The organism is Sphingomonas sp. Leaf25, from assembly GCF_001421635.1.
GTDB lineage: Bacteria > Pseudomonadota > Alphaproteobacteria > Sphingomonadales > Sphingomonadaceae > Sphingomonas.
This window is the reverse complement of record NZ_LMKU01000030.1, coordinates 109,427-131,837: the sequence shown is the minus strand read 5'-3', so window position 1 is coordinate 131,837 and position 22,411 is coordinate 109,427. Positions and strand designations below refer to the sequence as shown.

23 protein-coding genes are annotated in these 22,411 nt (G+C 68.3%); 8 read left to right on the top strand and 15 right to left on the bottom strand.

Going from position 1 to position 22,411, the window contains the following annotated elements; translation table 11 throughout:
- On the top strand, positions 1 to 322 hold a 322-nt coding region (locus ASE78_RS14425; protein ID WP_056498040.1), incomplete at its 5' end, for a DUF2794 domain-containing protein.
- 53 nt (positions 323 to 375) lie between these two features.
- On the opposite strand, the gene ASE78_RS14420 is transcribed toward ASE78_RS14425, so the two are convergent.
- The 10 genes from ASE78_RS14420 to ASE78_RS14375 form a co-directional block, all read right to left on the bottom strand.
- Positions 376 to 1,401, bottom strand: coding sequence for a hypothetical protein (locus ASE78_RS14420; protein ID WP_056498039.1), 1,026 nt, complete (start codon positions 1,399 to 1,401; stop codon positions 376 to 378).
- 87 nt (positions 1,402 to 1,488) lie between these two features.
- The gene (locus ASE78_RS14415) at positions 1,489 to 2,376 is read right to left on the bottom strand and encodes an SDR family NAD(P)-dependent oxidoreductase (RefSeq protein WP_056498038.1); all 888 of its coding nucleotides are present in this window, start codon (positions 2,374 to 2,376) and stop codon (positions 1,489 to 1,491) included.
- 109 nt (positions 2,377 to 2,485) lie between these two features.
- Positions 2,486 to 2,860, bottom strand: coding sequence for a hypothetical protein (locus ASE78_RS14410; protein WP_056498037.1), 375 nt, complete (start codon positions 2,858 to 2,860; stop codon positions 2,486 to 2,488).
- 79 nt (positions 2,861 to 2,939) lie between these two features.
- A complete protein-coding gene (gene phoB / locus ASE78_RS14405) occupies positions 2,940 to 3,632 on the bottom strand; it encodes a phosphate regulon transcriptional regulator PhoB (protein WP_055759173.1) in 693 nt (230 codons plus the stop codon).
- 2 nt (positions 3,633 to 3,634) lie between these two features.
- Positions 3,635 to 4,336 carry a phosphate signaling complex protein PhoU gene (gene phoU / locus ASE78_RS14400; protein ID WP_055759177.1) on the bottom strand — a complete coding sequence of 234 codons (702 nt, stop codon included), beginning with the start codon at positions 4,334 to 4,336 and terminating at the stop codon, positions 3,635 to 3,637.
- 10 nt (positions 4,337 to 4,346) lie between these two features.
- Positions 4,347 to 5,129 carry a phosphate ABC transporter ATP-binding protein PstB gene (gene pstB / locus ASE78_RS14395; protein WP_055759180.1) on the bottom strand — a complete coding sequence of 261 codons (783 nt, stop codon included), beginning with the start codon at positions 5,127 to 5,129 and terminating at the stop codon, positions 4,347 to 4,349.
- A complete protein-coding gene (gene pstA / locus ASE78_RS14390; protein ID WP_082467250.1) occupies positions 5,129 to 6,340 on the bottom strand; it encodes a phosphate ABC transporter permease PstA in 1,212 nt (403 codons plus the stop codon). The genes pstB and pstA overlap by 1 nt, the downstream gene beginning before the upstream one ends.
- A gap of 82 nt (positions 6,341 to 6,422) precedes the next feature.
- Positions 6,423 to 7,805, bottom strand: a complete 1,383-nt coding sequence (pstC, locus tag ASE78_RS14385) for a phosphate ABC transporter permease subunit PstC (protein ID WP_056498035.1) — start codon at positions 7,803 to 7,805, stop codon at positions 6,423 to 6,425.
- Positions 7,805 to 8,836: a substrate-binding domain-containing protein gene (locus ASE78_RS14380; RefSeq protein WP_156351514.1), complete on the bottom strand. Its 1,032-nt coding sequence runs from the start codon at positions 8,834 to 8,836 to the stop codon at positions 7,805 to 7,807. Before ASE78_RS14380 ends, pstC begins: the two co-directional genes overlap by 1 nt.
- 64 nt (positions 8,837 to 8,900) lie before the next feature.
- Entirely contained in the window at positions 8,901 to 10,103 is a 1,203-nt protein-coding gene (locus tag ASE78_RS14375) for an ATP-binding protein (RefSeq protein WP_056498033.1), read from the bottom strand.
- A gap of 127 nt (positions 10,104 to 10,230) precedes the next feature.
- Here ASE78_RS14375 and ASE78_RS14370 point away from each other — a divergent pair, with 127 nt between their 5' ends.
- From ASE78_RS14370 to ASE78_RS14355, 4 genes are read left to right on the top strand one after another with little or no spacing between them, the layout of a single operon-like run.
- On the top strand, positions 10,231 to 10,638 hold the full coding sequence (locus ASE78_RS14370) for a hypothetical protein (protein ID WP_055759196.1): 408 nt from the start codon (positions 10,231 to 10,233) through the stop codon (positions 10,636 to 10,638).
- A gap of 5 nt (positions 10,639 to 10,643) precedes the next feature.
- Entirely contained in the window at positions 10,644 to 10,913 is a 270-nt protein-coding gene (locus tag ASE78_RS14365; RefSeq protein WP_235515086.1) for an HPr-rel-A system PqqD family peptide chaperone, read from the top strand.
- Positions 10,910 to 11,773 carry an HprK-related kinase A gene (locus ASE78_RS14360; protein WP_056498032.1) on the top strand — a complete coding sequence of 288 codons (864 nt, stop codon included), beginning with the start codon at positions 10,910 to 10,912 and terminating at the stop codon, positions 11,771 to 11,773. The genes ASE78_RS14365 and ASE78_RS14360 overlap by 4 nt, the downstream gene beginning before the upstream one ends.
- The gene (locus ASE78_RS14355) at positions 11,770 to 12,798 is read left to right on the top strand and encodes a nucleotidyltransferase family protein (protein ID WP_056498031.1); all 1,029 of its coding nucleotides are present in this window, start codon (positions 11,770 to 11,772) and stop codon (positions 12,796 to 12,798) included. Before ASE78_RS14360 ends, ASE78_RS14355 begins: the two co-directional genes overlap by 4 nt.
- 111 nt (positions 12,799 to 12,909) lie before the next feature.
- Here the strand turns inward: ASE78_RS14355 and wecC are convergent, their stop codons facing one another.
- From wecC to ASE78_RS14335, 4 genes are all read right to left on the bottom strand, one after another.
- Positions 12,910 to 14,148, bottom strand: a complete 1,239-nt coding sequence (gene wecC, locus ASE78_RS14350) for a UDP-N-acetyl-D-mannosamine dehydrogenase (RefSeq protein WP_056498174.1) — start codon at positions 14,146 to 14,148, stop codon at positions 12,910 to 12,912.
- A 7-nt stretch (positions 14,149 to 14,155) separates the two neighbouring features.
- Complete coding sequence (gene wecB, locus ASE78_RS14345; protein WP_056498030.1) at positions 14,156 to 15,280, bottom strand: non-hydrolyzing UDP-N-acetylglucosamine 2-epimerase; 1,125 nt, start codon at positions 15,278 to 15,280, stop codon at positions 14,156 to 14,158.
- Between the two features lie 83 nt (positions 15,281 to 15,363).
- Positions 15,364 to 16,149: an SDR family NAD(P)-dependent oxidoreductase gene (locus ASE78_RS14340; protein ID WP_056498029.1), complete on the bottom strand. Its 786-nt coding sequence runs from the start codon at positions 16,147 to 16,149 to the stop codon at positions 15,364 to 15,366.
- Positions 16,150 to 16,162: 13 nt separating this feature from the next.
- Positions 16,163 to 16,879 carry an HAD-IA family hydrolase gene (locus tag ASE78_RS14335; RefSeq protein WP_056498173.1) on the bottom strand — a complete coding sequence of 239 codons (717 nt, stop codon included), beginning with the start codon at positions 16,877 to 16,879 and terminating at the stop codon, positions 16,163 to 16,165.
- 61 nt (positions 16,880 to 16,940) lie between these two features.
- Here ASE78_RS14335 and glmU point away from each other — a divergent pair, with 61 nt between their 5' ends.
- The 3 genes from glmU to ASE78_RS14320 all read left to right on the top strand — a co-directional run bounded on the left by glmU (position 16,941) and on the right by ASE78_RS14320 (position 21,549).
- Positions 16,941 to 18,305: a bifunctional UDP-N-acetylglucosamine diphosphorylase/glucosamine-1-phosphate N-acetyltransferase GlmU gene (glmU, locus tag ASE78_RS14330; protein ID WP_056498028.1), complete on the top strand. Its 1,365-nt coding sequence runs from the start codon at positions 16,941 to 16,943 to the stop codon at positions 18,303 to 18,305.
- Positions 18,306 to 18,329: 24 nt separating this feature from the next.
- A complete protein-coding gene (gene glmS / locus ASE78_RS14325; protein WP_056498027.1) occupies positions 18,330 to 20,153 on the top strand; it encodes a glutamine--fructose-6-phosphate transaminase (isomerizing) in 1,824 nt (607 codons plus the stop codon).
- Between the two features lie 127 nt (positions 20,154 to 20,280).
- On the top strand, positions 20,281 to 21,549 hold the full coding sequence (locus ASE78_RS14320) for a PQQ-dependent sugar dehydrogenase (RefSeq protein WP_056498026.1): 1,269 nt from the start codon (positions 20,281 to 20,283) through the stop codon (positions 21,547 to 21,549).
- A 1-nt stretch (position 21,550) separates the two neighbouring features.
- Here the strand turns inward: ASE78_RS14320 and ASE78_RS14315 are convergent, their stop codons facing one another.
- A complete protein-coding gene (locus ASE78_RS14315; protein WP_056498025.1) occupies positions 21,551 to 22,390 on the bottom strand; it encodes an endonuclease/exonuclease/phosphatase family protein in 840 nt (279 codons plus the stop codon).
- Positions 22,391 to 22,411: the final 21 nt, after the last annotated feature.

Here is a 22,411-nt window from a genome sequence, read left to right as displayed (position 1 = left end):
TCCTGCGCAGCGTCAGCCGGGGCAGGTCGGCTTCGAACGTGCCGAACTGACCCGCATCCTCGACCTGTATGGCCGGATGGTCGCTGCGGGACACTGGCGCGACTATGCGATCGATCTGGGCAAGGAAGCGGCGGTATTCAGCGCGTTCCGCCGGGCGACCGAACGGCCCGAGTTCCGCATCGAGAAGCGGCCTGCCTTGCGCAACAAGCAGGGCATGTGGGCCTTGGTCGGCGAAGCGGGCGCGGTGGTGAAGCGCGGACATGAGCTGGGACCGGTGCTGGCCCCGGTCGAGCGGCGGCTGATGAAACTGGTCGACGAATAAAAAACGGCCCCGGTTGCCCGGAGCCGTGAGTGGGGCTTCAAGAAACCGGAACGCTACGCCATCGCCACCGGCGGCAGGCGGTTGCCGAGGTCGCCGAGCAGCGACACCACGCCGCGCCGCATCGGCTGCCAGAAGACCGAGAGCGTCAGCAGCGCCGATCCGATGACGAAGGCGGTGAACGCCGCCGACAGTTCGACCGCGCCGGCCTGCTGAAACAGCGCGTAGAGCGCGTAGAGGACATAGGCGAGGCTGGAGACGAGCAGCGCGCGACGATCGACCGCCAGCGCGACCACGCCGAACACCACGTAGAGCGCGATCACCACCACTGCCATCGGCAGGGTGACGGTCGGCCCGAACACGCCCAGCAACTGGAACAGCGAATGGGCGATCAGCGGTGCGGCGACCAAGTGCAGCCAGAAGGCGACGTCGCTGCGGCGGGTGCGGCGTTCGCGGTCGCTCATGTCCCAGCGCATCGCGGCCACGAACACGCCGATGCCGCCGATCAGCGTGATCGGATAGAAATTCTCGGCAAGCTGCGGAAAGGCGACGACGGCGAGCGCCGCGACGACCGCGACCAGCGCCGCTGCCCCCGCCGCGACGGTGATCGGCACCATGAAGCGTTTCCAGTGTGCCCATGCCGCGCCCGATGCGACCAGCGCGATGCCGGCGAAGATCGCCGCCGTCGCGCGCGGCGAGAGATTCTGCGGACCGGCTTCGATGACGATGCCGAACAGCGTGCCCGCGACCCCGCCGACGAAGGCGAGCAGCAGCAGGATGCTGGGCAGCGCCATCCGCCGTCGCGCGGTGAAATATTCGGCGAGGAACCACGCCGCCCCCGCAACGCCCAGCCCCCCGAGCGGTGTCAGGATCGAGCCGCCGATCCAGGCCAGCGACACCAGCAGCAGCGCGAGCGCGACCGAGACGAAGATGTCGTTGAACCCGGTCAGCAGCCGGAAATGCTCTTCGTCCACCACCGGCGCGCGGCGCGCGGCGGCAACATGGTCGCGCAACGCATCGGCCGCGGTCCGTGACAGCGCGCCTGCCTCCACCGCCGCATTCAGGTCACTCTCGCTGTACATGCCATTACCTCCCTGTATTGGGCGAGTATGACACTGGTGTATTGGTTACGCAATACAGATTGGGTGCAGTTCGCAAGGAGATTTGGTTCAGCCGAGCTGCCGCAAAATGCTGAGCGCCTGTTCCGCGCCCGATCCGGGGACGATCTCGCCGCGCCGGTCGGTGATCGCCGCCCAGTGCGCGGCGACGCCTTCGGCCGACAGTGTGTCGCCGCTCAGGCGGATACCGGGGGTAAGCGTGACATAAGCGGACTGAAACACCCCCGCGCCGGCACCCACGATCGCCCTGGCGGGAGCGTTTTCGGACACGAGAAAGACGGCGGCGGGAACCACGCTTTCCGGGGTCAACGCGGCGAAGGCCTGCTCGGGCAGAATATCCTGCGTCATCCGCGTGCCGGCGGTAGGAGCGAGGGTGTTGACGCGAATATCGTATTTCGCCCCCTCCAGATGCAGCGTCCTGGCGAGGCCGACGATGCCGAGTTTCGCTGCGCCATAATTCGCCTGCCCGAAATTGCCGAACAGGCCGCTGGACGAGGCGGTCATCAGGATACGGCCATAGCCTTGCGCGCGCATCGTGCCCCATACCGCGCGGGTGGCGTTGGCGGTGCCGGTCAGGTGGACCGCGACGACCGCGTCGAAATCGGCGGGGGTCATGTTGGCGAAGCTGCGGTCGCGCAGGATGCCGGCGTTGTTGATGAGGATGTCGATCCGCCCGAACCGGTCGAGCGCCAACGCGGCCATCGCCTCCATCGCGTTCATATCGGTGACGCTGCCATGATCGGCGAGCGCGGTGCCGCCGGCGGCCGCGATCTCGGCGACCACCGCGTCCGCCGCGCCCGATCCACCGGCGCCGTCGCGTGCGCCGCCCGGATCGTTGACGATCACCCGCGCCCCCCGCCGTGCCAGTTCGAGCGCATAGGCGCGGCCGAGCCCACCGCCCGCTCCGGTGACGATGGCGACACGATCGGTGAACTGCATGGGGGGCACTCCGGTTGTTTTCCGCAACCTATCACTCTGTCCCCCCAACGAAAAGCGCCCCGCCGGTCGGGGCGGGGCGCTCTTGCGTCGGCGAATGCCGCAGGCGGGCTTACTTGCCGCCGGGGTTCCGGCAGCTATCGCGCACCGTGCGCGAACAGACCGGATAGCTGTCCTTGGGCGCCGGGGCGGGGGTCGCCACCGGCGGGGCGAACTGCACGTTGCCCGGTGCGGCCATCGGCTGGCCCGGCATCGGCTGGGCCATCGGCGCGCCCGGTGTCATGCCATCCGCCGGTGCCGGCGGCGGGGGCGGTGGCGTGGTGCCATCGGCCGGCGGGGGCGGGGCCATCGGCGCGCCGGGCTGCATCGCCGGGTCCGGCGTTCCCGGCTGCATCGTGCTGTCGGGCGTGGTCGGGGGGGGCGGCGTGGTCTGGGCGAGCGCGGCGCTGCCGAGCAGCATGGCGGCCATGAAAGCGACGGTCTTCATCGGAAAAACTCCTTAGCGACTAGCTTCGTTGAGGCTGCGGTCCAAACGAGCAAAGTCGAAAAGGTTTCCCCCCAAGTTTTCATCCCGCCGCGTCGAGGGCATATCCCGCCGAACGCACGGTACGGATAATATCCGGCCGGTCGCCGACATTGATCGCTTTGCGTAACCGGCGAATATGTACGTCGACGGTACGCGACTCGATGTCGGAATCATGGCCCCACACCGCATCGAGCAGTCGTTCGCGCGAGAAAACCCAGCCGGGATGTTCGAGGAAGTGTTTGAGAAGGCGGAATTCCGTCGGCCCGAGCGGTACGACCTCACCGCCGCGACGGACGCGGTGGCCGACGGTGTCCATCTCGATGTCGGAATAGCTCAGCGCCTCGCCCGCCAGCGCTGGGCGAACGCGGCGCAGCACCGCGTTGACGCGCGCGACCAGCTCGCGCGGGGAAAACGGTTTGGTGACATAATCGTCGGCACCGGTCTCCAGACCACGGACCCGGTCCTCCTCCTCGCCGCGCGCGGTGAGCATGATGATCGGCACGTTCTGCGTCTCGGCCTGGCGGCGAAGCTGGCGGCACACCTCGATCCCCGACAGTCCTTCGACCATCCAGTCGAGCAGGACGATGTCGGGCGTCGCCTCGCGCGCGAGCAGCAGCGCTTCCTCGCCTTCGTGGGTGCGGACGACCTCGAAATCCTCGCGCTGGAAATGGAAGGCGATGAGTTCGGCCAGTGCCGCATCGTCTTCCAGCAGCAACATCCGTGCCTTGCCCATGATTATCCTGCCACCCCGAGGGTTTCGCGTTCCGCCAGCGTTTGACCGGTGGCGGCGAAATAGACCATTTCGGCGACGTTGGTCGCATGGTCGCCGATGCGTTCCAGATTCTTGGCGACGAAGAGCAGGTGCGCGACCTGGCTGATGGTCTTGGGATTTTCGACCATGTACGTCACCAGCACCCGGAAGATGCTGTTGTAATAATCGTCCAGCGCATTGTCGCGCTTGCAGATCTCGACCGCCGCCTGCGCATCGCGCGCCGAAAAGGCGTTAAGCACGTCATGGACCATGTCGGCGGCGAGCTGCGCCATCGCCGGCAGGATCGACAGCGGTTCGATGCGTGGATCATGGGTGTCGCCATGGATCGAGGCGACGCGCTTGGCGATGTTCTTGGCATAGTCGCCGATGCGTTCGATCACCGCCGCGATCTTGAGCGCGGCCACCACCTCGCGCAGATCGTCGGCCATCGGTGCGCGCAGCGCGATGACGCGGACGACCAGCTTTTCCACCTCCGCCTCGATCGCGTCGATCGCCTTGTCCTTGGCGCGGACTTCCCTGGCGAGCGCGGGATCGTTGCGGGCGAGCGCCAGCATCGCGTCGCTGATCGCCTGTTCGGCCAGCCCGCCCATCTGCGAGATCAGCGCGCGCAGATGGCCGATGTCGCGGTCGAACGCCTTGACCGTATGTTCGTGGCCTGTCGCCATATCGTTCCCCTCAACCATAACGCCCCGTGATATAGTCTTTTGTGCGCTCCTGGCGGGGGTTGGTAAAGATGTCGGACGTACGGCCGTATTCGACCAGCGTACCGAGATGGAAGAAGGCGGTCCGCTGCGACACGCGCGCCGCCTGCTGCATGTTGTGGGTAACGATCGCGATGGCGTAGCGGCCGCGCAACTCGTGGATCAGTTCCTCGATCTTGGCGGTGGCGATCGGGTCGAGCGCGCTGCAGGGCTCGTCCATCAGGATCACTTCGGGGTCGACCGCGATGGCGCGGGCGATGCACAGCCGCTGCTGCTGCCCGCCCGACAATGCGGTGCCGCTGTCGGTCAGCCGGTCCTTCACCTCGTTCCACAGCCCGGCGCGGGTCAGCGAGCGTTCGACGATGCCGTCCATCTCCGACTTGGGGCCAGCGAGGCCATGGATGCGCGGGCCATAGGCGACGTTTTCGTAGATCGATTTGGGGAAGGGGTTCGGCTTCTGGAACACCATGCCGACACGGGCGCGAAGCTGCACCACGTCCATCGCCGGCGAATAAATATCCTCGCCGTCCAGCCGGATGTCGCCGGTGACTCGCGCCGAGGCGACGGTGTCGTTCATCCGGTTCATCGTGCGCAGGAAGGTCGACTTGCCGCAGCCCGACGGACCGATGAAGGCAGTGACATGCTCCATGGCGATGTCGATCGACACATCCTTGATCGCTTGTTTCTGGCCATAGAAGACGTCGACGCCGCGCGCCGACAGTTTCGGGACAACGTTGGAAAGATGGGTGTCGGTCATTACCAGCGGGTCTCGAAGCGATTGCGGAGATAGATGGCGAGCGCGTTCATCGCGAGGAGGAACGCGAGCAGCACGAGGATCGCGGCGCTGGTCTTCTCAATGAAACCGCGGCTGACCTGATCGGACCACAGGAAGATCTGCACCGGCAGCACGGTCGCTGGATCGGCGAAGCCCTGCGGCGCTTGCGAAATGAAGGCGCGCATGCCGATCATCAGCAGCGGCGCGGTTTCGCCCAGCGCGCGCGCCATGCCGATGATCGTGCCGGTCAGGATGCCGGGCAGGGCCAGCGGCAGGACATGGTGGAACACCACCTGCACCTTCGACGCGCCGATGCCGAGTGCCGCGTCGCGGATCGACGGCGGCACCGCCTTGATCGCGTTGCGCCCGGCGATGACGATGACCGGCATAATCATCAGCGCCAGCGTGAGCCCGCCGACGATCGGCGCCGAGCGCGGTAAATTGAGCGTGCCGAGGAACACCGCCAGACCCAGCAGGCCGAAGATGATCGAGGGCACCGCCGCCAGATTGTTGATCGATACCTCGATCAGATCGGTCCAGCGGTTCCGGGGCGCATATTCCTCAAGGTACAGCGCCGACAGCGTGCCGACCGGAAAGGCGATAAGCAGCGTGATAAGCATCGTCATCAGCGAGCCCTTGAGCGCGCCCCAGATGCCCACGGCCGTGGGATCGGTCGAATCCGCCGATCGAAAGAAGTCGGTGTTGAACCCGGTCGAGATCGCCTGTTCGCGTTCCAGCCGGGCGACCATCGCTTCGGCCTGCGGCGTGCCGTCGGCCTTAGCGGCTTCCTCTATATCCGGGGCGGCGGGGACGGCGATCGTCACCTTGCGCGACAGGATCGACGGATCGGCCTTGATCGCGTCGCGCACCGTCAGCCACGCGCTGTCGGAGATGACGCGGGTTTCCTCGCCGAAGGTCGCCGCCGCCGCGCCATCGACGGCGTTCTCGACGCCGGCCCCGGCCAGCGCGAGATCGGCACCGCGCCCCTTCAGTTGTGCCGGCTGAACCTCGATCCCCGCCGCCGGGAAATCGATCGGCAGTTGGACGAGCGTGCGCTGGAAGCCGCCCAGGCCACTCATCAGCATCGTGACGAGCAGGAAGGCGAGGAATCCGCCCGACAGGACCACCGCCGAAAGACCGAAGAAGCGGAAGCGGCGTTCAGCGGCATAGCGGCGGCGGATGCGCTTCTGCATCACGCCGGTCTTCCAGTCGGTCGGCACGCGCTCTGGCGCGGCGTCGCGTTCGACGGCGGGACTCCCGGCGACGAGGCTGGGGCTATTCATAGGCTTCCCGATACCGTTTGACGACGCGCAGCGCGACGACGTTCAGGAGGAAGGTGATCGCGAACAGCGTCAGGCCGAGCGCGAAGGCGGCGAGCGTCTTGGGACTGTCGAACTCCGCCTCGCCGGTCAGCAGGTCGACGATCTGCTTGGTGACGGTCGTCGTGCTTTCGAACGGGTTGAGCGTGATCGACGCCGCGCCCGAGGCGGCCATGACCACGATCATCGTCTCGCCGATCGCGCGGCTGACCGCGAGCAGGACGCCCGCCACCACGCCCGGCAGCGCGGCGGGGAGCAGCACCTTGGCGATCGTCTCGCTGGTGGTGGCCCCCATCGCGAGGCTGCCGTCGCGCATCGATTGCGGCACGGCGGCGATCGAATCATCGGCCATCGACGACACGAACGGGATAATCATGACGCCCATGACCAGCCCGGCAGCCAGCGCGCTTTCCGAACTGGCGAACGGCATGCCGAGCATCACCGCCACGTCGCGGATCGCCGGGCCGACGGTCAGCGCGGCGAAATAGCCATAGACCACGGTCGGCACGCCCGCGAGGATCTCGAGGATCGGCTTCATCCACTTGCGCACCGCCGGTTTGGCATATTGCGTCAGATAGATCGCGCTCATCAGCCCGAACGGGATGGCGACGATCATCGCGATCACCGCGCCGATGAAGAACGTGCCCCAGAACAGCGGCACCGCGCCCAGCGTCGCGCCCGGATCGGACGCGCGGATCACCTGCGGGCTCCAATGGGTGCCGAGCAGGAAATCGGTGATGGGCACGATGCGAAAGAAGCGCACGCTTTCGACCACCAGCGACAGGAAGATGCCGAGCGTCGTCAGGATCGCGATCAGCGAGGCGACGAGTAGTGCCAGCATCACCGCGCGCTCCACCTTGGTCCGCGCGCGGAAATCGGGGCGGATGCGGGTGAAGGCATAGGCCCCGCCGGCAAAGGCGAGCAGCAGCGCCAGCGCAGTGCCGATCCAGTCGTAGCGTGCCTGTGCCGCGCCATAGGCGGGGGCAAGGACTTCGGCCTGCGGGTTGAACGCGCCATAGGCATCGCCGCTGGCCAGCGCACGCGCTTCGGCAAGGATCGCCGCGCGTTCGAAGCCCGGACCGGGCAGGCCGGCGGCGGCGGGCGTCGCCAGCACGCTTTCGCGCACCAGCGCGGGCGACGTCAGGCTCCACGCGGCGAGGAAGACCAGCGCGGGCGCGGCGATCCAGATCGCCATGTGCCAGCCATGCTGGCCGGGCAGCGAATTGGGCCGCTGCGCCGCCGTCACCGGCTTGGCGAAGCGCGCGGCGCGGGCACGCGCGACCATCCAGCCGATGCCGCCGAACCCCAGGACGAGCAGGATCAGCGCGAAACCGTGCATCAGTGCAACCCCGCCGGATCGAGCGCGGTCTGGCTGGAGATCTCCGCCGCTGACTCGGCGCGGACCGCTTGCGGAGCGGCGATCATGCCCCGGCGCGTCAGCGGACCACCCGGGTTCCACGACCGGGCATAGGCGGCGAGGAAGTCAGTCATGCCGGGCACCGGTTTGATATGCGCCTTCTTCACATAGATGAACAGCGGCCGCGCGCCGGGATAGCTGCCGTCGGCGATGCTGTCGTAGGTCGGCGTGATGCCCTCGATCGGCACGCCGTGCAGCCGGCTCTTGTTCTCTTCCAGATAGGAGTAGCCGAAGATGCCGACGGCGTTGGGATTGGTCGACAGGTTTTGCACGATCAGATTGTCGTTCTCGCCCTTGTCGACATAGGCGGCGTCGTCGCGGATGCGGGTGCAGATGTCGGCATAGCGGTCCTTGTCGCTGTCTTTCAGCGCCTTGACCTGCGGCATCGCCGCCTCGCACGCCGGCACCATCACCAGTTCGACCAGCGCGTCGCGCGTGCCGCTGGTGGCCGGCGGGCCGAACACCTGGATGGGAATCGCGGGCAGCGCGGGGTTCACGTCGCGCCACAGCCGGGCGATGTTGGGCTTGCCAAGCGGATTGGCCGACAGCGCCAGATAGACGTCGCGCTTAGTCAGGCGCAGTTTCGGCCCGGCGTTGGATTCGGCCAGTGCCACACCGTCGACGCCGACCTGCACCTCCATGACATCCTTCACGCCGTTTTTCAGGCAGGTTTCGTATTCCGACTTCTTCAGGCGGCGCGAGGCGTTGAGGATGTCGGGATGCTGTGGCCCCACCCCGGCGCAGAACAGGCTGGCCCCGGCGCCGGTGCCGGTGGATTCGATCACCGGCGCGCGCAGATTGGGGTTGGCGTTGACCAGTCCTTCGGCAACGGCGGTGGTGAAGGGATAGACGGTCGAGGAGCCGACGACCTTGATATGGTCGCGCGACGTCTGCGGCTCGCACGCGGCGAGCGCCAGCGCGAGCGCTACCATGGGCGCGATCCGGCGGTACATGCGACCTCGACTGTTGTGGGATACGCTCATTCGCATCGCTCGTGCGCCCTGTGTTACCGCGGGGTTACGGCTTGATGACAGTGGCGAGCGGCAGGCGGATGGTGACGGTGGTGCCGTCGCCGACCACGCTGCCAATATCCAGCCGCCCGCGATGCCGCTCGACGATATGCTTGACGATGGCAAGGCCGAGGCCGGTGCCGCCCAGCGCCCGGCTTCGCCCTGAATCGACGCGATAAAAGCGTTCGGTCAGCCGCGGGAGATGCTCGATCGCGACCCCCTCGCCATGGTCGCGCACCACCAGCTCGGCCATCGTCGCGCCTTCGCTGACGCGGATTTCGACCGGGGTGCCGGCACGGCCATATTTCATCGCGTTGCCGATGATGTTGTGCAGCAACTGCGATAATTGCGCGCGGTCGCCGATCACCGCGATTCCCGCCGGCGCGTCACGCACCACGTCGCGACCGCGCGCCGGGTTGGTCGATGCGAGTTCTTCGCAGACCCGCTCCAGCATCGCGGAGAAGTCGACCGCCTGATCGGGCGGGCGGTATTTGTCGGCCTCGATCCGGCTCAGGGAGATCAGATCATCGATCAGCCGCTGCATCCGCCGCGCTTCGTCGTTCATCACCTTGAGGAAGCGTTCGCGCACGCCCGGGTCCTCGCCCGCCTCGTCGCGCAGCGTTTCGATGAAGCCGAGCAGCGAGGCGAGCGGGGTGCGCAGTTCGTGGGAGGCGTTGGCGACGAAATCGACGCGCATCCGTTCGGTCGCGCGGTTGCCGGTGCGGTCGACGAGGTGGACAAGGCGGCGGCCCTCGCCGATCGGGCGCAGGCGCATCTCCCAGCTCTGGTCGCGCGCGCCGAGACCGACGAGGCTGACCGGTTCGGCATCGTCGCGCTCGCCGAACAGCCGTTCGGCGGCGGCGGGATGACGGATGGCGAGACGGACGTCGCCGCCGACGATATGCGCCCCGAGCAGCGCGCGCGCGGCGGGATTGGCGGCGACCACCGCGCCGCCGGCGACGATCAGGATCGGTTCGTCGACCGCGTCGATCACGTCCTGCGTCGCGGTGGCGGCGTGGCCGTGCGAGGCGTCGGGCTGATCGGGGGTGGCGGTATCGTGTGCCTGCGACGCGGCGACCAGCACCGCGACGATCCCGCCGACCAGCATCACCGCGCTGGCATTCACGCCGGCCCCGAGCAGGAACCCCAGGATGGCGACCGCAATCGTGATGCCGATCGCAAGCGGCAGGCGGGGGGCAAATCCATCCATTCGCCTTCGATTAGGCGCAAGTTCCGGTTCGCGCCAGCCTTTGTCGGGCGGGGTGCCCCGTTGCCGGACGGGCGGGACATGGATTTGCGATTGCATGGGGACGGCGCTTCGGGGCACATGCTGGGCCATGGCCGACGATCCGCTTTCCCCGCCCGACAACAAGCCGGCGGGCACGGTCGCCCGCCGGACGCTGCTGATCGGGGCGGCGAGCGCCTCGGCGGTCGTGTCGATCCGGCCGGCGCTGGCGCAGACGCAGGTATCGGTGATGAACTGCGAGATCCCGGTGCCCGACAAGGCGCGCGCGGGCCGCTATATCGCCGCCGACGGATCGGTCGTGGCGCCCGGCACGCCCGGCGCGGTGCCGCCCGCCAACCGCCCGTTCACCGGCGAGGAAGTGCGCCGCGCCGGTCAGGGCATGAACCTGCCGGGTGCCGATGGCGAGCGCACGCGCGCCTACACCAACTATATCCGTCGCCTGCAATCGGGGACGAGCGGCTTCACCTGCTTCGCATCGATCCAGATGCCGCGCGGCTGACCGCGGTGCCGCGCTACCGCGCCCCGGCGGCGGACGCGCTGTGCATAGTGCCGCTCGATGATTTGAGCGCCGTCTATCACCGCGCATCGGGGCAGACGCATGTCGTCGCCCCGCCGGTGCCCGAGATGCTGGCGCTGCTCGCCGGGCGGGCGATGACGGCGCGCGAGGTGCTGGCCGCGCTGGCGGCGGCCTACGACCTGCCCGATGGCGACGAGGCGGCGGTGGTCGCGCGGCTGGACGAACTGGTCGGAACCGGGCTGGTCGAACGGGTATGAGGCATGTCGCGCAGCTCCGCATCGGGCCGGTGGGGTTCCGCATCGGCAGCGACTGGCGGTTGCCGATCGATCAGGTGCGGGACCTGTACCGCGACTATCCAGCGCCCGAGGGCGGCATCGCCGATTTCACCGTGCGATTGTTCGCGGCGCGGCCGTGGCGGCGGGTGCTGCGCCCGTCGGTGATGATCGGCGGCGATTTCACCATTGCCGACGCCGCGCCGCTGCCATTGGCGCAAGGGTTGCTGGCGGCGGAGATGGGGATGAATTTGCAGATGGCGCTGGGGCAGCGGCGCTATCTGTTGCTCCATGCCTCGGCCGTCGAGCGGGACGGGCGGGCGTTGCTGATGACCGGCGTGTCGGGGGCGGGCAAGTCGACGCTGGCGGCGCTGCTGATGACGCTCGGCTGGCGGCTGATGGGTGACGAGTTCGTGCTGCTCGATCCCGCGACCGGGCTGGTCCGCGGCTTTCCCCGGCTGGTCAGCCTGAAGAACGCCGGCATCGACGTGCTGGAGCGCGCCGCCCGCGACGCCCGGTTCGGGCCGTTGCTGGTGGGCACGCCCAAGGGAGACATCCGCCATCTGGTGCCCGATGCGCCCGCGCTGGCGGCGATGGACGTGCCGGCCGTGCCGGCGCTGCTGTTGTTCCCGACCTTCGGGGGGGCGAGCGAGGTGCGGCTGGTCGAGCCGGCCGAGACGTTCGTGCGGCTGACCCATGCCTCGACCAACTATGTCCAACTCGGCGAGCGGGGCTTTAGTGCGCTGACCGGGCTGGTGCATGGGGTTCCGGCGCGGGCGATCGATTATCCCGATACCGATGCGGCCATCGCGATGGTCGAGACATTGTGGACGGCGCTGGCATGAGTGGCGCGCTCGTCGCCCGCGTGCTGCGCGATCCGGCAAGCGCGCTGACGCTCGATCCTCTGGGGTGGAACGCGCTGATCGCGGCGGCGCGGGCCGAACAGTTGATCGGTAGTGTCGCGGTGCGGCTCGATGGCTTGCCGCTGCCGCCCGCCGCCGAACGGGTAATGGCGGATGCTCGCGCCTCCGCCGAGGTCGGACGGAGCGCGGCGCTGTGGGAGGCGGAGGCGGCGCGGCGGGTGCTCGCGCCGCTCGATCTGCCGATCGTGTTGCTCAAGGGCACGGCGTTCGTCGCCGCCGGGCTGGACGCCGGGCGGGGACGGTCGATCGGCGATCTTGACATATTGGTGCCGCGCGACGGGCTGGACCGGGTCGAGCGCGCGCTGCTGGCCGGGGGGTGGGAATGGGTCAAGCCCGACCCCTATGACGACGCCTATTACCGGCGGTGGATGCACGAGCTGCCGCCGCTGGTCCATGCCGCGCGCGACAAGATGATCGACGTGCATCACACGATCCTGCCGCCGACCGCCCGGCCGACGCCCGATGCCGCCGCGCTGATCGCCGATGCGGTGCCGCTGGACAAGGGGCTGTTCGTGCTGTCGCGCGAGGACATGGTGGTCCATGCCGCCGCGCACCTGCTGGCCGATGGCGATTTGCAGGGCGGCTTGCGCAACCTGTGGGACATCGACCGGCTGGTGCGCGAGTTTTCGGAGGGCGATCCCGATTTCTGCCTGAGCGTGGTCGAACGGGCGGCGCGGCATCAACTGGTGCCGGCGGTCTTGCGGGCGCTCCGGCTGGCGCGGCGAGTGTATGGCACGCCGCTGCGGGCGTATGATTCCCCTGCGAGGGTCCGGTTCGATCCTAGGCCGTCCGACGCGCTGTTCGCCCGGCGGCTGCTGGCGCGCGACGGGTGGGGGCGGTTGCGGCACAAGGAAACCGAGTTCGGCTTCTATGTCCGCTCGCACTGGATGCGGATGCCGCCGGCGATGCTCGCGCGGCATTTGTGGACCAAGTGGCGGCGTACATAGCGATCCGTCATTCCGGCGAAGGCCGGAATCCATTGTGTCGGGTGTTCTCGACCCAGCCGAGCCGTCACCCCATCCATGGATTCCGGCCTTCGCCGGAATGACGGGGGAAGTTTACCGCCACATCCCCCTTGTGTCGTACACCTGCTTGCCCGCGCGGGCTTGCACCGGGACCGTTTTGAACACGCTATGGTCGACCAGCACAACGAGGATGTTGTTGGCCAGCCCCGCCTCCAGCGGCACCAGCCGTCCGGTGCCCAGCGCGCGGGGCAGGGTGTCGACGAACGGTTCGACCAGATCGATGCGGTCGCCATAGGCCGCCAACAGCCCCTGCGCGACCTTCACCGCCGGGCTTTCGCGCAGGTCGTCGATGTCGGCCTTGAACGCGAGGCCGAGCAGCGTCGCGCGCGCGCTGGGCGCGGCATCGAGCATTGCCGAAGCGCGGGCGACGACATGGTCGACCTTGCCGTCGTTCACCTCGCGCGCGGTGCGGATCAGCGGGGTTTCGTCGGGTGCGGCATCGACGATGAACCATGGGTCGACCGCGATGCAATGCCCGCCGACGCCGGGGCCGGGCTTCAGGATGTTGACGCGCGGGTGGCGGTTGGCGAGGTCGATCACGTCCCAGACGTTCAACTCCATCCGGTCGCACACGATCGACAGTTCGTTGGCGAAGGCGATGGCGACGTCGCGGCTGGTGTTTTCGACCAGCTTGACCATCTCGGCGGTGCGCGCGGTGGTGACAGTGCACGCCCCCTCGACGAAGCGGCGGTAGAAATCGCAGGCGGCTTCGGCACAGGCCGGGGTGATCCCGCCGATCGAGCGTTCGTTCGACACCAGTTCGAGGATGATGCGGCCAGGCAGCACCCGTTCGGGGCAATAGGCGACATAGACATCAGGCGTTTCGGACAGGCCGGGCAGCGACAGGTCGGGGCGCAGGTCGGCGAGCAGGTCGCGGATCTGTTCGGTGGTGCCGACCGGCGAGGTCGATTCGAGGATCACGGTGTTGCCCGGACGCAGCACCGGCGCGATCGCGCGGGTGGCGTTCAGGACATAGGACAGGTCGGGCGCGTGGCCCGGCCCGAACGGCGTCGGCACGGCGATGACGAACACATCGGCGGGCGCGGGGGCGATGGCGGTCGCGAGGCGGCCGAGCAGCACCACGTCGCGCACCAGCGTGTCGAGATCGGCTTCCTCGATATGGATATGGCCGCGCGCCACCGTGTCGACGACATGCTGGCTGACGTCGATCCCGATCACCCGCGCGCCCGACCGGGCGACGACGGCGGCGGTCGGCAGGCCGATATAGCCCAGCCCCACGACGCAGACGTCGTAGGTGTCGGCGGCGGTGATGCGTTGTTCAAGCACAGAGGGTCTCCACGATGCGGGTCGACGCATGGCCGTCTCCGAAAGGATTGTGCGCGCGCGCCATCGCGGCATAGGCGGCGGGATCGTCGAGCAACGCGCCGACCTCCGCGACGATCCGGTCCTCGTCGGCGCCGATCAGCTTCGCGGTGCCGGCGATCACGCCTTCGGGCCGCTCGGTCGTCTCGCGCATCACCAGCACCGGCTTGCCGAGGCCCGGTGCCTCTTCCTGCACCCCGCCCGAATCAGTCAGGACGAGGTGGCACAGGTCGAGCAGTCGGACGAAATGCGGATAATCCTGTGGTGCGATCATCGCGACGCGCGGATTGTCACCAAGGATCGCGTCCATCACCTCCGTCACCTGCGGATTGGGATGGACCGGAAAGACGACGCCGACATCCTCGCGCGCGGCGATACGGGCGATGGCGCGGGCGATCGCGGCCATGCCCGGCCCGAAATTCTCGCGGCGATGCGTCGTCACCAGCACGACCCGCTTGCCCGCGAAGCGACGGGCCAGACCGTCCAGCGCCTGCGTCCGCCCCGGATCGGCGGCCAGCCGGTCGCGCGCCATGTGCAGCGCGTCGATCACGGTGTTGCCGGTGACGTGGATGCGCCCGGCCGGCACGTTTTCGGCGAGCAGCGCGTCGGCGGCGGTCTGCGTCGGCGCGAAATGCAGGTCGGCGATCGATCCGACGATCTTGCGGTTCACTTCCTCGGGCCATGGCTGGTAGATGTCGTGGCTGCGCAGGCCCGCCTCGACATGGGCGACGGGCACCTTGCGGTAATAGGCGGCCAGCGCCGCGACCATCGCGGTCGCGGTGTCGCCCTGCACGATCACCCGGTCGAACCGCCCGGCGTCGAACACCGGCCCCAGCGCGTCAAGCAGCCGCGCGGTCAGCGCGTCGAGCGACTGGCCCGGCGTCATGATGTCCAGATCGGTGTCGGGCACGATCCCGGCGAAGTCGAGCACCTGATCGAGCATCGCGCGGTGCTGCGCGGTCACGATCACCTGTACCGCGAAGCGCGGGTCGGCGCGCATCGTGTGGATCAGCGGGAACAGCTTGATCGCTTCGGGCCGGGTGCCGAAGACGATCGCGACGCGGGATACGGGGTCGGGCATCGGGATCCTGGGGCTGGCCGGTTACACCTGCTGGCCTAGCCCCGAGGACTTAACAATTGATGGGCAAGGCGGCGACGGCGCGATCAGCCGTGATAGCGCGCCGCCACCTTGTCACGCGAGGCGTTCGGCGCGATCCTCGCCTCGGCGGCCTCCAGCGCGTCCCAGTCGGCGCTGTCGGGCAGCGAGGGGATGCACACCGCCTCGCCCAGTTCCAGCCCGCGCAACGACGCGACGACCAGATCGTCGGCCTCCATCACCCGTTCGGGCGGGAAATCGTCGACGCTGTGCCCGGCGACCGCATGGAAATCGGTGGCGGTGACGCCGGGGATCAGCAACTGGACGCGGATGCCGCTGTCCTTCGCCTCCACCTGCATCACCCGGGTGTAATAGGCGACATAGGCTTTGGTTGCGCCATAGCCGGCATAGCCCGGCAGCTTGGTGAACAACGTGCCCGACCCGACGTTGATGATCGTGCCCTGACCGGCCCGCTGCATGCCCACCATCGCCGCATCGGCCAGCCGGCTGAACGCGACGACGTTGAGCAGCAGCATGTCGGTCATGTCCTCGCGGTCGCCCTCGCCCACCTTGCCGAACGCGGCGAAGCCGGCGTTGTTGACGAACAGCGAGACGGGTTCGCCGTCCTGCAACCGTTCCTCGACCAGATCGAGGTCGTCGGGATCGGCCAGATCGGCGACCATCACCTCGATGTCGATCGAATGTTCGGCCGACAGTTCCTCGGCGATCGCGCGCAGCCGGTCCTCGCGACGCGCGACGAGGATCAGGTCGTGGCCGGTCCGCGCCAGATGATGCGCGAAGCTGAGGCCGATGCCGGACGATGCGCCGGTGATGAGGGCGGCAGGACGGGTCATGGTCGTTCCTTTGTTACGGCGTGGCGGCGGAGCGATCGGCGGTAGCGGCCGGTTCCCACGACCGCAGCCGTTCGAGCGTCGGGAGCAGATCCTCATAGCGGTCGATCACCGCGTCGGCGCGCAATTCCTCGACCGGCTGCATCAGGAAGCCGAACGACACCGCGATCCCCGGCACCCCGGCGTTACGCGCCGCATCGATATCGAAATGCGAATCGCCGACGAACGCGGCACGCCCGCCGCCCAGCCGTTCGATCATCGCATCGATCGGCGCGCGATTGGGCTTGGCCATGCCCGGTCCCAGCGTGTCGCCGCCGAGGATGCAGCCGAACCGGTCGGCGATGCCGAGTTCGCCGAGCAGCTTTTTCGCCAGTCGTTCCAGCTTGTTGGTAACGATCGCGACCTTCACACCCTGCGCCGTGAGCGCGTCGAGCGCCGCCATCGCGCCGGGGAACGGGCGCGAATGCCGCGAAATGTTGTTTTCGTAATAGTCGAGCAACAGCCGGTAGCCGCGATCGAGCGCGGCGTCGTCATGGCCGCCGGTCGCCGCCATACCCTGCGCCAGCATATGGCGCGCGCCGCCGCCGATCATCGGGATCACCGCCTCGCGCGACAGCGGCGCTCGTCCGGCATCGGCCAGCGCATGGTTCACCGAATCGGTCAGGTCGCCGCTGGTATCGACGAACGTCCCGTCGAGATCGAAGCCGACAATATCGAATGAAATCTTGGTCATGTTGTCTGCTTTGCCGCCCGCGATATGGAATTGGCAAGGTTGCTGTGTCAGATGCTCGGCCATGGAACCGAACACCGTCGCCGCCATCGTCCTTGCTGCGGGCCAGGGCACGCGCATGAAGTCCGATCTGCACAAGGTGCTGCACCCCATCGCCGGGCGGCCGATGCTGCTGCATCTGCTGGACAGCGTCGCCGGCCTGTCGCCCGCGCACACCGCCGTCGTCGTCGGCGCGCGGCGCGAGCAGGTAGCGGCGGCGGTTGCGCCGCTGGGCGCGACGATCGTCGCGCAGGAGGAGCAGCTCGGCACCGGCCATGCGGTGTTGCAGGCGGAGGCGGCGCTGGCCGGGTTCACGGGCGACGTGATCGTCCTCTATGGCGACGTGCCGCTGGTCAGCGCCGATACGATGCGACGGATGCTCGACCGGCTGCACGGGGACGATGCGCCGGCGGTGGTCGTGCTTGGTTTCCGCCCGGCCGACCCCGGTGCCTATGGCCGGGTGATCGCCGACGATGCCGGGCGGATCGCACGGATGGTCGAATATAAGGACGCATCCGAAGCGGAACGCGCGGTGACGTTGTGCAATTCGGGGCTGATGGCGGTGCGCGCCGCCGATCTGTTCGGCCTGCTGGCACGGGTCGGCAACGACAATGCGGCGGGCGAATATTATCTGCCCGACATCGTCATGCTGGCGGCGGCCGACGGGCGCGGATCGGCGGTGATCGAAACCGGCGCTGTCGAGGTGGCGGGGGTCAACAGCCGTGCCGAACTCGCCGCGCTGGAGAGCGAGTGGCAGCGTGCCCGCCGCGCGCGGGCGATGGCGGAGGGCGCAACGCTGATTGCGCCCGACACCGTGTGGTTCGCGCACGACACGGTCATCGGGCGCGACGTGACGATCGAGCCGAACGTCGTGTTCGGTCCCGGCGTGACGATCGCCGACCATGTCATGATCCATGCGTTCAGCCATCTGGAGGGCGCGACCGTCGCCGCCCACGCCGATGTCGGCCCCTATGCGCGGCTGCGCCCCGGCGCGGTGCTGAAGGAAAAGAGCCGCGTCGGCAATTTCGTCGAGGTGAAGAACGCGGTGCTGGGGGAGGGGGCGAAGGCCAACCACCTGACCTATCTCGGCGATGCCACCGTCGGCGCGGGGAGCAACATCGGCGCGGGGACGATCACCTGCAACTATGACGGCTTCTTCAAATACCGCACCGAGATCGGCGAGGGTGCGTTCATCGGATCGAACAGCGCGCTCGTCGCCCCCGTCACCATCGGCGCGGGGGCGATCGTCGCCGCCGGATCGGTCGTGACCCGCGACGTCGAGGCCGATGCGCTGACGCTCGTCCGCGCCGACCGCACCGATCGCCCCGGCTGGGCGGCGCGCTTCCGTGCCCAGCGCAAGGCGGCCAAGGCCGCCAAGACCGCGAAATAATCACCGACAGTCCCGGAGAATCACATGTGTGGCATCGTAGGAATCATCGGGACCGAAGCGGTGGCCGACCGGCTGCTCGACGGGCTCAAGCGGCTCGAATATCGCGGTTATGACTCGGCCGGCATCGCGACGATCGATGGCAGCGCGATCGAGCGGCGGCGCGCGTCAGGAAAGCTGAAGAATCTCGCGACCGAACTGGCGGCGCATCCGCTGCCGGGCGACGTCGGCATCGCCCATACCCGCTGGGCGACGCATGGCGGTCCGACGACCAACAACGCCCATCCGCATGCCACGGATGAAGTCGCGGTGGTCCACAACGGCATCATCGAGAATTTCAAGCCGCTGCGCGAGGAATTGCAGGCGCGCGGCCGGGTGTTCACCAGCGAAACCGATACCGAGGTCGTCGCGCATCTGGTGAGCGAGCAGGTGGAGGCGGGCCTTGCCCCCGCCGATGCGGTGAAGGCGGTGTTGCCGCGGCTGCACGGGGCGTTCGCGCTCGCGATCCTGTTCCGCCAGCATCCCGACCTGCTGATCGGCGCGCGGCTGGGATCGCCGCTGGTCGTCGGCTATGGCGAGGGCGAGGTGTATCTCGGCTCCGACGCGCTGGCGCTGGCGCCGCTGACGCAGCGGATCGCGTATCTGGAGGAAGGCGACTGGGTCGTCTGCACCCGCGACGGCGCGCAGGTATACGACCGCGACAATGCGGCGGTCGAGCGACCGGTTACGCTGTCGGGCGTCACCGGTGCGCTGATCGACAAGGGCAACCATCGCCATTTCATGCAGAAGGAGATCTACGAGCAGCCGATCGTCGTCGCGCAGACGCTGCGCGCCTATCTTCACCGGTTGGAGGGCAAGGTCACGCTGCCGATCCCCGATTTCGACCTGTCGGGCATCAAGCGCGTCACGATCGTCGCCTGCGGCACCAGCTTCTATGCCGGGATGGTCGCCAAATACTGGTTCGAGCAGTTCGCGCGAGTGCCCGTCGACCTCGATGTCGCCAGCGAGTTCCGCTATCGCACGCCGGTGATGGAGGATGGCGGGCTGATGATCGTCATCAGCCAGTCGGGAGAGACCGCCGATACGCTGGCGGCGCTGCGCCATGCGCGGGCCGAGGGGCAGGTGATCGCCGCCGTCGTCAACGTGCCGACCAGCACGATGGCGCGCGAGGCCGACCTGTTGCTGCCGACCCATGCCGGCCCCGAGATCGGCGTGGCGTCGACCAAGGCGTTCACCTGCCAGTTGGCGGTGCTGGCGGCGCTGGCGGCGAATCTGGCAAAGGCCAAGGGGCGGTTGAGCGAGGCGGAGGAGCGCGCGCTGGTGCGGCATCTGGCCGAGGCGCCCGCCGCAATCAACGGCGCACTGGCGTATGACGAGTCGATCGAGGCGATGGCCGGGGTGATCGCAGCGGCACGCGACGTGCTGTATCTCGGGCGCGGCACCGATTATCCGCTGGCGCTGGAAGGGGCGCTCAAGCTTAAGGAAATCAGCTATATCCATGCCGAGGGCTATGCGGCGGGCGAGATGAAGCACGGGCCGATCGCGTTGATCGACGAACATGTGCCGGTCATCGTCATCGCGCCGTCGGGGCCGCTGTTCGACAAGACCGTCAGCAACATGCAGGAAGTGCAGGCGCGCGGCGGCAAGGTGGTGCTGATCTCCGACTATGACGGCATCCAGGCGGCGGGCGACAACTGCATCGCGACGATCACCATGCCCAAGGTCCACCCGCTGATCGCGCCGATCGTCTATGCGGTGCCGGTGCAGTTGCTCGCCTATCACGTCGCGGTCGCCAAGGGCACCGATGTCGACCAGCCGCGCAACCTCGCCAAGTCGGTAACGGTCGAATAGCCGACGCTCCTCCTCCCCGTGGCGCGGGGAGGATGGTTCGCGTACCCAGGCGCGTATCTTTTCGTTGCCGGCGGACCCCGCGCCGCCGCCCCCGGTTGTCGCCGCGATGACAGTCAGGGGAAATGCGATGAAACTCCGTATCCTGGGCGCGGCGGTGGCCGCGTTGTGCGCCACCACTGCGTCCGCGCAGCAAGCGCCGAAACCCATTCCGGGGCTGAAGGCGCAGCCCGAGCCCTACGCGACGAAATCGGTGGTCAACCATCCGGTCACGATCGGCTGGCCCGAGGGGCGCAAGCCCGCCGCTCCCGCCGGGTGGCAGGTGGTGAAGTTCGCCGGCGGCCTCGACTATCCGCGCCAGGCGTTGCTGCTGCCCAATGGCGACGTGCTGGTGTCGGAAGCACGGACGCTGCCCAAGCTCGACGCCGACCCCGAAGTCGCGCGCGGGCAGGCGCTGTCGAAGACGACCGGGTTCAGCGCCAACCGCATCACCCTGTTGCGCGACGCCGACCGCGACGGCGTCGCCGAACAGCGGTTCGTGCTGCGCGACGGGCTGAGCCAGCCGTTCGGGATGCAATATGCCGGGGGCAAACTGTACGTCGCCAACACCGATGGCGTGGTCGTGTTCCCCTATACGCTGGGCGAGACGCGGATCACCGCGCAGCCGCGGCAGATCGCGACACTGCCGGCGGGCGGATACAACAACCACTGGACGCGCAACCTGCTGCTCAGCCCCGATGCGCGCACGCTGTACGTCTCGGTCGGGTCGGCGTCGAACGTCGGCGAACACGGCATGGAGGAAGAGAAGCGCCGTGCCGCGATCCTCGCGATCGACCTGCCCAGCGGGCGCGAGCGGCTCTATGCCTCTGGCCTGCGCAATCCGGTGGGGATGGACTTCGTGCCCGGCACCGCGACGCTGTGGACGGCGGTGAACGAGCGCGACGAAATCGGCGACGACATCAGCCCCGACTATCTGGTCGGCGTACGCGAGGGTGGCTTCTACGGCTGGCCCTACAGCTATTACGGCAAGCAGGACCCGCGCCACGCCAACGAGAAGCGCGAACTGCTCGCCACCACGTTGCTGCCCGACGTCGCGGTCGGGCCGCACGCCGCCGCGCTCGGCATCGCCTTCGCCAAGCAGGGGGCACCAACCGCCTATGTCGCGCGGCACGGATCGTGGAACCGCGCCGACTTCATCGGCTATGACGTGCTGAGCGTTCCGTTCGCCAATGGTCGCCCGACCGGCGATCCGCAGCCGTTCCTGACCGGCTTTGTCGCCGACAAGGCCAAGGGCACCGTCCATGGCCGCCCGGTCAGCGTGCAGACCCGCGCCGACGGGGCGATCTTCGTGGTCGACGACGCGGGCGATACCGTCTGGCTGGTCCGCCGGACCGGCTGAGTTACTTCGCCGGGCGCAGCGTCGCCACGACCGGGAAATGGTCGGAGGCGTAACGCCCGGCGCGGTTGTGGGTCACGACCCGCGCCGATAGCGGTGCGAAGTCGCGCACGAAGATATAGTCGATCCGCCGGTCCGCCGTGCCGGTAAAGGCGTGGAAGGTCCGCTCGGGTCCGTCACGGGTCGCTGCCCCGGTCCATGCGTCGCGCAGCCGGGCGGTAAAGGCGGCATAGGCTGTGCTGTCGGGTGTCGCGTTCATGTCCCCGGTGACGATCACGGGCAGTGTGCCGGCGATCGCCGGGATACGCGACAGCAGCAACTCGGCCGACTTGCGCCGTGCCTCGTCGTCGGTATCGCGGTGCGCGAAATGGGTGTCGAACAGCACGAAGCGGCGGGGTTTGCCCTCGCGCGTCTCGAACATGCCCCAGTTGACCATGCGCGGCAGATCGACGCCCCAGCTACTGCTGCCGACCTGGTCGGGCGTGTCCGACAGCCAGAAGTCGCCGCTTCGGACCAGCCGCAGCCGGTCGCCGCGGTAGAAGATGCCCATATGCTCGTCGGCATGCGCGCCGCGCCGGTCGCGTCCGAACCAGCGGAAGCGGGGCAGCGCGGCGACGATCGCATCGCCTTGCCGCTGATAGAGTTCCTGTGTGCCGATCAGGTCGGGATCCTGCGCGCGGATCATGTCGATCGCGATCGGCGCGCGCGTTTCCCACCGGTCGGGGCCGTCCTCGGGACTGGGATAGCGGATGTTGAAACTCATCACCGTCAGGTCGCGCGCATCGGCGGCGGGGGCGATCAGCGCGAGTGCCGGCAACAGGCACAGGGTCAGGCGGGTGAACACGAAGGAAGGCTCCGGGACAGG

What these genes read in the sequence shown, in the direction of transcription:
- ASE78_RS14420 (WP_056498039.1), bottom strand. Translation starts at nt 1,401, where the DNA reads ATGTACAGCGAGAGTGACCTGAATGCGGCGGTGGAGGCAGGCGCGCTG.
- ASE78_RS14415 (WP_056498038.1), bottom strand. Translation starts at nt 2,376, where the DNA reads ATGCAGTTCACCGATCGTGTCGCCATCGTCACCGGAGCGGGCGGTGGG.
- ASE78_RS14410 (WP_056498037.1), bottom strand. Translation starts at nt 2,860, where the DNA reads ATGAAGACCGTCGCTTTCATGGCCGCCATGCTGCTCGGCAGCGCCGCG.
- phoB (WP_055759173.1), bottom strand. Translation starts at nt 3,632, where the DNA reads ATGGGCAAGGCACGGATGTTGCTGCTGGAAGACGATGCGGCACTGGCC.
- phoU (WP_055759177.1), bottom strand. Translation starts at nt 4,336, where the DNA reads ATGGCGACAGGCCACGAACATACGGTCAAGGCGTTCGACCGCGACATC.
- pstB (WP_055759180.1), bottom strand. Translation starts at nt 5,129, where the DNA reads ATGACCGACACCCATCTTTCCAACGTTGTCCCGAAACTGTCGGCGCGC.
- pstA (WP_082467250.1), bottom strand. Translation starts at nt 6,340, where the DNA reads ATGCAGAAGCGCATCCGCCGCCGCTATGCCGCTGAACGCCGCTTCCGC.
- pstC (WP_056498035.1), bottom strand. Translation starts at nt 7,805, where the DNA reads ATGCACGGTTTCGCGCTGATCCTGCTCGTCCTGGGGTTCGGCGGCATC.
- ASE78_RS14380 (WP_156351514.1), bottom strand. Translation starts at nt 8,836, where the DNA reads ATGTACCGCCGGATCGCGCCCATGGTAGCGCTCGCGCTGGCGCTCGCC.
- ASE78_RS14375 (WP_056498033.1), bottom strand. Translation starts at nt 10,103, where the DNA reads ATGGATGGATTTGCCCCCCGCCTGCCGCTTGCGATCGGCATCACGATT.
- ASE78_RS14370 (WP_055759196.1), top strand. Translation starts at nt 10,231, where the DNA reads ATGGCCGACGATCCGCTTTCCCCGCCCGACAACAAGCCGGCGGGCACG.
- ASE78_RS14360 (WP_056498032.1), top strand. Translation starts at nt 10,910, where the DNA reads ATGAGGCATGTCGCGCAGCTCCGCATCGGGCCGGTGGGGTTCCGCATC.
- ASE78_RS14355 (WP_056498031.1), top strand. Translation starts at nt 11,770, where the DNA reads ATGAGTGGCGCGCTCGTCGCCCGCGTGCTGCGCGATCCGGCAAGCGCG.
- wecB (WP_056498030.1), bottom strand. Translation starts at nt 15,280, where the DNA reads ATGCCCGACCCCGTATCCCGCGTCGCGATCGTCTTCGGCACCCGGCCC.
- ASE78_RS14340 (WP_056498029.1), bottom strand. Translation starts at nt 16,149, where the DNA reads ATGACCCGTCCTGCCGCCCTCATCACCGGCGCATCGTCCGGCATCGGC.
- ASE78_RS14335 (WP_056498173.1), bottom strand. Translation starts at nt 16,879, where the DNA reads ATGACCAAGATTTCATTCGATATTGTCGGCTTCGATCTCGACGGGACG.
- glmU (WP_056498028.1), top strand. Translation starts at nt 16,941, where the DNA reads ATGGAACCGAACACCGTCGCCGCCATCGTCCTTGCTGCGGGCCAGGGC.
- glmS (WP_056498027.1), top strand. Translation starts at nt 18,330, where the DNA reads ATGTGTGGCATCGTAGGAATCATCGGGACCGAAGCGGTGGCCGACCGG.
- ASE78_RS14320 (WP_056498026.1), top strand. Translation starts at nt 20,281, where the DNA reads ATGAAACTCCGTATCCTGGGCGCGGCGGTGGCCGCGTTGTGCGCCACC.